The 11005-nt window shown below is 53.3% G+C and carries 9 protein-coding genes; all 9 read left to right on the top strand.

The window, feature by feature from the left end:
- Positions 1–43 precede the first annotated feature (43 nt).
- Positions 44–475, top strand: a complete 432-nt coding sequence (ndk, locus tag OGV65_RS23550) for a nucleoside-diphosphate kinase (protein WP_003037710.1) — start codon at positions 44–46, stop codon at positions 473–475.
- Between the two features lie 256 nt (positions 476–731).
- Positions 732–1898, top strand: coding sequence for a dual-specificity RNA methyltransferase RlmN (rlmN, locus tag OGV65_RS23545; RefSeq protein ID WP_200108053.1), 1167 nt, complete (start codon positions 732–734; stop codon positions 1896–1898).
- 284 nt (positions 1899–2182) lie between these two features.
- On the top strand, positions 2183–3172 hold the full coding sequence (gene rodZ / locus OGV65_RS23540; protein ID WP_047501579.1) for a cytoskeleton protein RodZ: 990 nt from the start codon (positions 2183–2185) through the stop codon (positions 3170–3172).
- 26 nt (positions 3173–3198) lie between these two features.
- Positions 3199–4317, top strand: a complete 1119-nt coding sequence (ispG, locus tag OGV65_RS23535; RefSeq protein ID WP_016154000.1) for a flavodoxin-dependent (E)-4-hydroxy-3-methylbut-2-enyl-diphosphate synthase — start codon at positions 3199–3201, stop codon at positions 4315–4317.
- Between the two features lie 110 nt (positions 4318–4427).
- On the top strand, positions 4428–5702 hold the full coding sequence (hisS, locus tag OGV65_RS23530) for a histidine--tRNA ligase (RefSeq protein WP_016153999.1): 1275 nt from the start codon (positions 4428–4430) through the stop codon (positions 5700–5702).
- Positions 5703–5715: 13 nt separating this feature from the next.
- A complete protein-coding gene (locus OGV65_RS23525) occupies positions 5716–6336 on the top strand; it encodes a YfgM family protein (RefSeq protein ID WP_016157128.1) in 621 nt (206 codons plus the stop codon).
- Between the two features lie 10 nt (positions 6337–6346).
- On the top strand, positions 6347–7525 hold the full coding sequence (bamB, locus tag OGV65_RS23520) for an outer membrane protein assembly factor BamB (RefSeq protein WP_016153997.1): 1179 nt from the start codon (positions 6347–6349) through the stop codon (positions 7523–7525).
- 118 nt (positions 7526–7643) lie between these two features.
- Positions 7644–9116 carry a ribosome biogenesis GTPase Der gene (gene der, locus OGV65_RS23515; protein WP_016153996.1) on the top strand — a complete coding sequence of 491 codons (1473 nt, stop codon included), beginning with the start codon at positions 7644–7646 and terminating at the stop codon, positions 9114–9116.
- Between the two features lie 300 nt (positions 9117–9416).
- On the top strand, positions 9417–10958 hold the full coding sequence (locus tag OGV65_RS23510; RefSeq protein ID WP_016157127.1) for a peptide MFS transporter: 1542 nt from the start codon (positions 9417–9419) through the stop codon (positions 10956–10958).
- The last annotated feature ends 47 nt before the right edge of the window (positions 10959–11005 follow it).

Raw genomic sequence — 11005 nt, 5'->3', positions numbered from 1 at the left:
GCGCCAGGTAAACAACAACAAAACATCTTTTTCAGAGGTAATCATGGCTATTGAACGTACTTTTTCCATCATCAAACCAAACGCGGTGGCAAAAAACGTTATTGGGAGCATCTTTGCGCGCTTTGAAGCAGCAGGGTTCAAAATTGTCGGTACTAAAATGCTGCACCTGACCGTTGAGCAGGCGCGTGGCTTCTATGCTGAGCATGATGGTAAGCCGTTCTTTGACGGTCTGGTTGAATTCATGACCTCCGGTCCGATCGTTGTTTCTGTTCTGGAAAGCGAAAATGCCGTACAGCGTCACCGTGATCTGCTGGGTGCAACCAACCCGGCGAATGCGCTGGCGGGTACTCTGCGTGCAGACTACGCTGATAGCTTCACTGAGAACGGTACTCACGGTTCCGACTCCGTTGAATCTGCCGCGCGTGAAATCGCCTATTTCTTCGGTGAAGGCGAGGTTTGCCCGCGCACGCGCTAATCTCCTGCGTCTTTCACATCGCATCGTTTTCTATGCTTTCGGGGAGGCTCGAACGTGCCGCTTTCCTGCGATGCGAAATCCTTTGGAGAGGAATTAGCGATTTACATATTATTTTCGCTAATGCTTCGTGCAAACGTGGCATACCTGCGCCAGACTTTGTACAATGCAACGCCCCGGAAGAGCAGAACGCTTGCCGGGGCGTTTCTTTTTAACCCTCCACGGGCCACAACGTGTAACAACGAGGCCGGAAAAAATTATGTCTGAATTAGTTAACACCTCTGAAGTCGTCATTCCTGCGGTTCCAAATAAAAATGGAAAAATCAACCTGCTGGATCTGAACCGTCAGCAAATGCGCGAATTCTTCAAAGATATGGGTGAAAAACCGTTTCGTGCCGATCAGGTCATGAAGTGGATGTACCACTATTGCAGCGACAACTTTGATGACATGACTGACATCAATAAGGTGCTGCGTAACAAGCTGAAAGAAGTGGCTGAAATTCGCGCCCCGGAAGTGGTGGAAGAGCAGCGTTCTTCTGACGGTACGATCAAATGGGCCATCGCGGTTGGCGATCAGCGCGTAGAAACCGTGTATATCCCGGAAGAAGATCGCGCGACCCTGTGTGTTTCTTCACAGGTCGGTTGTGCATTAGAGTGTAAATTCTGCTCTACGGCGCAACAGGGCTTTAACCGTAACCTGCGGGTGTCGGAAATCATTGGTCAGGTCTGGCGTGCGGCGAAAATCGTCGGTGCGGTGAAAGCAACGGGCGTGCGTCCTATCACTAACGTGGTGATGATGGGGATGGGCGAGCCGCTGCTCAACCTGACCAACGTGGTGCCAGCGATGGAAATCATGCTGGATGACTTCGGTTTTGGGCTGTCAAAGCGTCGCGTCACGCTCTCCACCTCAGGCGTTGTCCCTGCGCTGGATAAGCTGGGCGATATGATTGATGTCGCGCTGGCGATTTCTCTGCATGCGCCGAACGATGAAATTCGTGACGAAATTGTACCTATCAACAAAAAGTACAATATCGAAACATTCCTCGGCGCGGTTCGTCGTTATCTGGAGAAGTCCAACGCTAACCAGGGCCGTGTGACCATTGAGTATGTGATGTTAGATCACATCAATGATGGTACTGAACACGCGCATCAGTTGGCAGAGCTACTGAAAGATACGCCGTGTAAGATTAACCTGATCCCGTGGAACCCGTTCCCTGGCGCGCCGTATGGCCGTAGCTCTAACAGCCGTATCGATCGTTTCTCCAAAGTGTTGATGAGCTATGGTTTCACTACCATCGTGCGTAAAACACGTGGCGATGACATCGATGCAGCCTGCGGTCAGCTGGCGGGTGACGTTATCGACCGTACCAAGCGTACTCTGCGTAAGCGTATGCAGGGCGACGCTATCGATATCAAGACCGTTTGATGTTGAGTGCACTACGGTATAATTCATGTACCGTAGTGCAACGTAAGCCAAATGAGGTTTTTTGTTGTTGTCGTCAGGTCAATAATAACGGTGCGTTTTTGTCGACTTTAAGGCAGTATGTAGCGGCGCAACAAGCCTTTAGCCCTCAGGTTTACGTTGTTTTGTCTTTGATAGTCTGACCGTTTTATACTGTCTGACGAAGGTTAACTGACCAGATGTTTCGCGGTGTGGGTGAGCATTGTGGCTCGCCGGCATCAGAACCCAAATTTACGCAGCTGTAGCGAATGAATACTGAAGCCACGCACGACAAAAATGAAGCACTATCCACCGGCGTTCGTCTGCGCAATGCCCGTGAACAACTCGGATTCAGCCAGCAGGCAGTCGCGGAGCGACTTTGCCTGAAGGTCTCCACGGTACGTGATATTGAAGAAGATAAGGCGCCAGCCGATCTCGCTTCAACATTCCTGCGCGGGTATATCCGTTCTTATGCGCGTCTGGTGCATATTCCTGAAGAAGAACTGTTGCCAGGGCTGGAAAAACAGGCTCCGATTCGCCCAGCCAAAGTCGCACCGATGCAGAGCTTCTCGCTCGGTAAGCGTCGTAAGAAACGTGACGGCTGGTTAATGACCTTTACCTGGCTGGTGCTGTTTGTCGTTGTCGGACTGACGGGAGCCTGGTGGTGGCAGAACCATAAGGCGCAGCAGGAAGAGATCACCACCATGGCCGATCAATCCTCCGCTGAGCTGAATGCCGGTAAAGATGGTGCGCAGAACGTACCGTTAGATACCAGCGCCGCAGCGGGCCAGGATACTACCCCGGCTCCAGACGATGGCGCGGTGGCGGACGCAGCGCCTACGCCAGATGTTGCTGCAACCCCGGCACCTGCCGCTGATGCGCAGCAGAATGCCGTTGTGGCACCTTCTCAGGCTAACGTCGATACCGCAACTGCAGCGCCAGCTACCGCGGCGCCGCTGCCGACTGACCAGGCGGGTGTCACTACTCCAGCAGCCGATTCTAACGCACTGGTAATGAACTTTACCGCCGATTGCTGGCTGGAAGTGACCGATGCGACCGGAAAAAAACTGTTCAGTGGTATGCAGCGTAAGGACGGCAATCTGAATCTGACGGGTCAGGCGCCGTACAAACTGAAAATTGGCGCTCCGGCGGCAGTGCAGATTCAGTTCCAGGGTAAACCTGTCGATCTGAGTCGTTTTATCAGAACTAACCAGGTTGCGCGTCTGACCGTTAATGCCGAACAATCACCGGCTCAGTAACAGACGGCAATGCGGGAGATTTTTTAATGCATAACCAGGCTCCAATTCAACGTAGAAAATCGACACGCATTTACGTTGGGAACGTGCCGATCGGCGATGGCGCGCCCATCGCCGTACAGTCTATGACCAATACGCGTACCACAGATGTGGAAGCGACGGTTAATCAGATCAAAGCGCTGGAACGCGTCGGCGCAGATATTGTTCGTGTCTCTGTACCGACAATGGATGCAGCAGAAGCGTTCAAGCTTATCAAACAGCAGGTTAATGTCCCGCTGGTTGCCGATATTCACTTCGACTATCGTATCGCGCTGAAGGTGGCGGAATACGGCGTCGATTGCCTGCGTATCAACCCAGGCAATATCGGTAATGAAGAGCGTATTCGCATGGTAGTGGACTGCGCTCGTGATAAAAATATTCCTATCCGTATCGGCGTCAACGCCGGATCGCTGGAAAAAGATCTGCAGGAAAAATACGGTGAACCGACGCCGCAGGCGCTGCTGGAATCCGCTATGCGCCATGTGGATCACCTCGATCGTCTGAACTTCGATCAATTCAAAGTCAGCGTTAAAGCGTCTGACGTTTTCCTCGCCGTAGAATCCTATCGCCTGCTGGCGAAACAGATCGATCAACCGCTGCATTTGGGGATCACCGAAGCCGGTGGCGCACGCAGCGGGGCGGTAAAATCAGCGATCGGTTTAGGATTGCTGTTGTCCGAAGGGATCGGCGATACGCTGCGTGTCTCTCTGGCGGCGGATCCGGTGGAAGAGATCAAAGTTGGCTTCGATATCCTGAAATCGCTGCGCATTCGTGCGCGCGGGATCAACTTTATCGCCTGCCCAACCTGCTCGCGTCAGGAGTTCGACGTTATCGGTACGGTGAACGCGCTGGAACAACGTCTGGAAGATATCATTACGCCAATGGATGTTTCGATCATCGGCTGCGTGGTGAACGGTCCTGGCGAAGCGCTGGTTTCTACGCTGGGCGTCACGGGCGGTAACAAGAAAAGCGGTCTGTATGAAGACGGCGTGCGTAAGGATCGACTCGATAACGACGATATGATTACGCAGCTTGAAGCCCGCATTCGCGCCAAAGCGAGTATCCTGGACGAAGCGCGTCGTATTGACGTGCAGCAGCTTGAAAAATAACAACGTGATGGGAAGCGGCGTGCTTCCCGTGTATGATTGAACCCGCATGGCGCCCGCATTGTTCGGGTTAGCGCTGAGGGTTCATTTTTATATTCATAAAGAGAATAAACGTGGCAAAAAACATTCAAGCCATTCGCGGCATGAACGATTATCTGCCTGGCGAAACCGCCATCTGGCAGCGCATTGAAGGCACTCTCAAAAACGTGCTCGGCAGCTACGGTTACAGTGAAATCCGCTTGCCGATTGTAGAGCAGACCCCGTTATTCAAACGCGCGATCGGTGAAGTCACCGACGTGGTTGAAAAAGAGATGTATACCTTTGAGGACCGTAATGGCGACAGCCTGACGTTGCGTCCTGAAGGGACTGCGGGCTGCGTACGCGCCGGCATCGAACATGGTCTCCTGTACAATCAGGAACAGCGTCTGTGGTATATCGGGCCGATGTTCCGCCACGAACGTCCGCAAAAAGGGCGCTATCGTCAATTCCATCAGCTGGGTGTCGAAGTGTTTGGCCTGCAAGGCCCGGACATCGATGCTGAACTGATTATGCTGACCGCTCGCTGGTGGCGCGCGCTGGGTATTTCTCAGCATGTCAGCCTTGAGCTGAACTCAATTGGTTCGCTTGAAGCCCGCGCTAACTACCGTGATGCGCTGGTCGCCTACCTGGAACAGCACAAAGAGAAACTGGACGAAGACTGCAAGCGCCGTATGTACACTAACCCGCTGCGCGTTCTCGACTCCAAAAACCCGGAAGTACAGGCGCTGCTCAACGACGCACCTGCACTGGGTGACTATCTTGATGACGACTCTCGCGAGCACTTTGCGGGCCTGTGCAAACTGCTGGAATCCGCAGGTATTGCCTACACCGTCAATCAGCGTCTGGTTCGTGGTCTTGATTATTACAACCGCACCGTATTTGAGTGGGTTACCAGCAGCCTGGGCTCTCAGGGTACCGTGTGTGCCGGTGGGCGTTACGACGGTCTGGTAGAGCAACTTGGCGGTCGCGCAACGCCGGCCGTGGGCTTTGCCATGGGTCTGGAACGACTTGTTTTGTTAGTTCAGGCAGTTAATCCGGAATTTAACGCAGATCCTGTTGTCGATATATACCTGGTCGCTTCGGGGGCGGATACGCAGTCGGTTGCAATGCGGCTTGCAGAACGTCTGCGCGATGAAGTTCCTGGTGTGAAACTGATGACAAACCACGGTGGCGGCAACTTTAAGAAACAGTTCGCCCGCGCCGACAAGTGGGGCGCCCGCGTTGCACTGGTACTGGGCGAGTCCGAAGTGGCTGACGGTACTGTTGTAGTGAAGGATTTGCGCTCTGGTGAGCAAACGGCAGTAGCGCAGGATAGCGTTGCCGCGCATTTGCGCACTCTACTGGGCTAAGGAGAAGGACAGCGTGGAAATTTACGAGAACGAAAACGACCAGATTGATGCAGTAAAACGCTTCTTTGCTGAAAACGGCAAAGCGCTGGCTGTTGGGGTCATTTTAGGGGTTGGCGCGCTGGTTGGCTGGCGTTACTGGACCAGCCATCAGACGGAGTCCGCACGCTCTGCTTCTCTGGCATATCAAAATACGGTGACTGCGGTTAGCGCGGGTAAACCGGATAGTCTTCCTGCTGCAGAGAAATTTGCCGCAGAAAACAAAAATACCTACGGCGCGTTAGCTTCACTGGAACTGGCGCAGCAGTTTGTTGACCAAAATGAACTTGAGAAAGCCGCAAGCCAGCTGCAACAAGGCTTAGCAGCGACCAGCGATGAGAATCTCAAAGCGGTGATTAATCTGCGTCTGGCTCGTGTTCAGGTTCAGCTTAAACAGGCTGATACCGCGCTGAAAACACTCGACACCATTAAAGGTGAAGGGTGGACGGCCATTGTTGCCGACCTGCGCGGTGAAGCATTGCTGAGCAAAGGCGATAAACAAGGTGCGCGTAGCGCATGGGAAGCGGGCGTGAAAAGCGATGCCTCTCCTGCTCTGAGCGAAATGATGCAGATGAAAATCAATAATTTGTCCATCTGAGAGGGACCCGATGCAATTGCGTAAATTACTTCTGCCAGGGCTGCTTTCCGTTACCCTATTGAGCGGCTGTTCACTGTTTAGTGGCGAAGAAGATGTCGTTAAGATGTCCCCATTACCGGTGGTTGAAAACCAGTTTACTCCGTCTACGGACTGGAGCACCTCTGTAGGTAACGGTATTGGTGATTTCTATTCCAATCTTCATCCTGCGCTGGCGGATAACGTTGTCTATGCAGCCGATCGCGCCGGCGTCGTTAAGGCGTTAAATGCGGACGACGGCAAAGAAGTCTGGTCTGTTAATCTGGGTGAGAAAGACGGCTGGTTCTCCCGCGCATCTGCACAGCTTTCTGGCGGTGTAACCGTGTCCGGTGGCCATGTTTACATTGGCAGCGAAAAAGCGCAGGTTTATGCGCTGAACACCAGCGATGGTACCACCGCATGGCAGACGAAAGTTGCCGGTGAAGCGCTGTCTCGTCCTGTTGTGAGCGATGGCGTGGTATTAATTCACACCAGTAACGGTCAGTTGCAGGCCTTGAACGAAGCAGACGGCGCCATCAAATGGACCGTTAACCTCGACATGCCTTCTCTGTCTCTGCGCGGCGAATCTGCCCCAGCGACCGCCTTTGGCGCAGCTATCGTTGGCGGTGATAACGGCCGCGTAAGCGCCGTGCTGATGCAGCAGGGCCAGATGATTTGGCAGCAGCGTATTTCTCAGGCGACAGGTCCAACGGAAATCGATCGTCTGAGCGACGTTGATACCACGCCGGTTATCGTCAATGGCGTTGTCTACGCGCTGGCTTATAATGGTAACCTGACGGCGCTGGATCTGCGCAGCGGCCAGATCATGTGGAAACGTGAACTGGGCTCAGTGAATGATTTCATCGTCGACGGTAACCGTATCTACCTGGTTGACCAGAACGACCGTGTACTGGCGCTAACCACCGATGGCGGCGTGACGCTGTGGACGCAAAGCGATCTGCTGCACCGTCTGCTGACGTCCCCGGTATTGTATAACGGCAATCTGGTCGTGGGTGATAGCGAAGGCTACCTGCACTGGATTAACGTTGACGATGGCCGCTTTGTCGCCCAGCAGAAAGTTGACAGCTCTGGTTTCCTGACCGAGCCGGTCTCTGCTGATGGTAAACTGCTGATCCAGGCGAAAGACGGTACGCTGTACTCTATTACGCGTTAATCGTCCCGGCCGCTCACTTTGAAAAACGGCTCCTGGTGCAGGGGCCGTTTTACTGTTTTTAACAACGGCGCAAAAAATATGCCCGTTGTCTGATGATTTATTAAATGAGGCTTTAAACATGGTACCTGTGGTCGCGCTTGTCGGGCGCCCTAACGTTGGCAAATCCACGTTATTTAACCGTCTAACTCGCACCCGAGATGCGCTGGTTGCGGATTTCCCGGGTCTGACTCGTGACCGTAAGTACGGTCGTGCGGAAATTGAAGGCCGCGAGTTTATCTGTATTGATACCGGCGGTATTGATGGCACCGAAGACGGTGTAGAAACCCGCATGGCGGAACAGTCGCTGTTGGCGATCGAAGAAGCGGACGTTGTGCTGTTCATGGTAGATGCGCGTGCTGGCCTGATGCCTGCGGATGAAGCCATTGCGAAACATCTGCGTTCGCGCCAGAAACCGACGTTCCTGGTAGCCAACAAAACTGACGGACTCGATCCTGATCAGGCGGTCGTCGATTTCTACTCGCTGGGTCTGGGTGAAATTTATCCGATCGCGGCATCCCATGGTCGTGGCGTTCTCAGCCTGCTGGAGCATGTTCTGCTGCCGTGGATGGATGACGTTGCTCCTCAGGAAGAAGTGGATGAAGATGCAGAATATTGGGCGCAACTGGAAGCCGAAGAGAACGGCGAAGAAGAGCCTGAAGATGACTTCAATCCGCAGGACCTGCCGATCAAACTGGCGATTGTTGGTCGCCCGAACGTAGGTAAGTCCACGCTTACTAACCGTATTCTCGGCGAAGACCGCGTAGTGGTTTACGACATGCCGGGGACCACGCGTGACAGTATTTATATCCCGATGCAACGCGATGAGCGCGAATATGTGCTCATCGATACCGCGGGCGTGCGTAAGCGCGGCAAAATTACCGAAGCAGTAGAAAAATTCTCAGTTATCAAAACGCTGCAGGCGATTGAAGATGCCAACGTGGTGATGCTGGTGATTGATGCGCGCGAAGGTATTTCCGATCAGGACCTGTCGCTGCTGGGCTTTATCCTCAATAGTGGGCGTTCACTTGTTATTGTGGTCAACAAGTGGGATGGCCTGACGCAGGAAGTGAAAGAGCAGGTCAAAGAGACTTTGGACTTCCGTCTGGGCTTTATTGATTTTGCGCGTGTACACTTCATCTCTGCGCTGCACGGCAGCGGCGTGGGTAATCTGTTTGAATCGGTCCGCGAAGCGTATGACAGCTCCACCCGTCGCGTCAGCACCGCGATGCTGACGCGCATTATGACTATGGCGGCAGAAGATCATCAGCCGCCGCTGGTGCGTGGTCGTCGTGTGAAGCTGAAATATGCCCACGCCGGTGGTTATAACCCACCAATCGTGGTGATTCACGGCAACCAGGTTAAAGACCTGCCAGATTCCTACAAGCGTTATCTGATGAACTATTTCCGTAAGTCTTTGGATGTAATGGGGACGCCGATCCGCATTCAGTTCAAAGAAGGGGAAAACCCGTTTGCGAACAAACGCAATACGCTGACGCCGACGCAGATGCGTAAACGTAAGCGTTTGATAAAACACATCAAAAAAAGCAAGTAACCGTTGCTGATGCTGATAAAAACCCGTGCTTGTCGCGGGTTTTTTTTCGAAGTTCCATCGCCAGCCTCAGCCCGTGCGATGTCAATCACTATTCATTTTTTACCAAGTTTAAATCTAAGAAAGTAGACATTTGTCGAGTTTTCGTCTTAAAGTCCGGGGGCTGGTACTAGACAAAACTAGCCTTAGGTTATCAAATGGTTAAATAAATTTTCGCCGCATGTAAAAAATCGGTCAGATACGTAACTGGCTGGCGTACATCGCGGTGTTTACACACACGACGACATAACTTTCGGGAGAATTATGCAATCCTCTGTTAATCAAAAAGAAAGCCGAACTTTCTTCGGCCATCCTTATCCGCTCGGCTCGCTGTTCTTCACAGAGATGTGGGAGCGCTTCTCGTTTTATGGCATTCGCCCGTTACTGATCCTGTTTATGGCTGCTACCGTTTATGACGGCGGCATGGGGCTGGCACGTGAAAATGCCTCGGCGATTGTGGGTATCTTTGCCGGTACGATGTACCTCGCTGCGCTGCCGGGTGGCTGGCTGGCGGATAACTGGCTCGGCCAACAGAAAGCGGTGTGGTACGGTTCCATCCTGATTGCCCTCGGCCATCTGTCAATTGCGCTCTCCGCCATTATGGGGAACAACCTGTTCTTTATTGGTCTGATGTTTATTGTGCTCGGCTCCGGTCTGTTTAAGACCTGTATTTCGGTCATGGTTGGCACGCTGTACAAAAAAGGCGATGCGCGTCGCGACGGCGGCTTCTCGCTGTTCTACATGGGCATCAACATGGGGTCGTTTATCGCGCCGCTGATTTCCGGCTGGCTGATTAAAACTCACGGCTGGCACTGGGGCTTTGGCATCGGTGGTATCGGGATGTTGGTGGCGTTGATCATTTTCCGTGTATTTGCCGTTCCATCAATGAAACGCTACGACAGCGAAGTGGGGCTCGACTCCACCTGGAATAGCCCGGTAGTGAAACGTAACGGTGTGGGCGCGTGGCTGCTGGCGCTGGCCGTCGGTGCGGCGGTTATCGTTACGCTGATAGCGCAGGGCGTGATTGTAATTAATCCGGTCGCGGTTGCCAGCATGCTGGTGTACGTGATTGCAGCCTCCGTTGCGCTCTACTTTATCTACCTGTTCATCTTTGCCGGTCTGAACCGTAAAGAGCGTGCCAGACTGCTGGTCTGCTTTATCCTGCTGGTTTCCGCCGCGTTCTTCTGGTCCGCGTTTGAGCAGAAGCCAACCTCGTTCAACCTGTTCGCCAACGACTACACTAACCGTATGATCGGTGATTTTGAAATCCCGGCGGTCTGGTTCCAGTCGATAAACGCGCTGTTTATTATCCTGCTGGCACCGGTATTCAGTTGGGCATGGCCGAAGCTGGCAAGCATGAATATTCGCCCGAGTAGCATCACCAAGTTTGTTATCGGTATCCTCTTTGCGGCGGCAGGCTTCGGTCTGATGATGCTGGCGGCGCAAAACGTTCTCAGTAACGGCGGGGCAGGCGTTTCTCCATTCTGGCTGGTGGGCAGTATCCTGATGCTGACGCTTGGCGAGCTGTGCCTGAGTCCGATCGGTCTGGCGACAATGACGCTGCTGGCGCCGGAAAGAATGCGCGGGCAGATGATGGGCCTGTGGTTCTGCGCCAGTGCGCTGGGCAACCTGGCCGCAGGTTTGATTGGCGGTCATGTGAAGGCTGACCAACTGGATATGCTGCCGGATCTCTTCGCACGCTGCTCGATTGCGCTGCTGATCTGCGCTGCGGTACTGATCATCCTCATTGTTCCGATTCGTCGCATGCTGGAGAATACGCAAACAAAACCGGCAACTAGCGCCTGATAACACCTCGATTGTGCCGGGGCAGACGTTATGTCCCGGCTATTCAA

It is taken from the genome of Citrobacter sp. Cb004 (assembly GCF_030337065.1).
Classification (GTDB): Bacteria; Pseudomonadota; Gammaproteobacteria; order Enterobacterales; family Enterobacteriaceae; genus Citrobacter; species Citrobacter braakii.
This window is presented reverse-complemented; position numbering and strand designations above follow the sequence as displayed.

Bases quoted from the DNA above. Each gene is read 5' to 3' on its own strand.
- ndk (WP_003037710.1), top strand. From the start codon at position 44: ATGGCTATTGAACGTACTTTTTCCATCATCAAACCAAACGCGGTGGCA.
- rlmN (WP_200108053.1), top strand. From the start codon at position 732: ATGTCTGAATTAGTTAACACCTCTGAAGTCGTCATTCCTGCGGTTCCA.
- rodZ (WP_047501579.1), top strand. From the start codon at position 2,183: ATGAATACTGAAGCCACGCACGACAAAAATGAAGCACTATCCACCGGC.
- ispG (WP_016154000.1), top strand. From the start codon at position 3,199: ATGCATAACCAGGCTCCAATTCAACGTAGAAAATCGACACGCATTTAC.
- bamB (WP_016153997.1), top strand. From the start codon at position 6,347: ATGCAATTGCGTAAATTACTTCTGCCAGGGCTGCTTTCCGTTACCCTA.
- der (WP_016153996.1), top strand. From the start codon at position 7,644: ATGGTACCTGTGGTCGCGCTTGTCGGGCGCCCTAACGTTGGCAAATCC.
- OGV65_RS23510 (WP_016157127.1), top strand. From the start codon at position 9,417: ATGCAATCCTCTGTTAATCAAAAAGAAAGCCGAACTTTCTTCGGCCAT.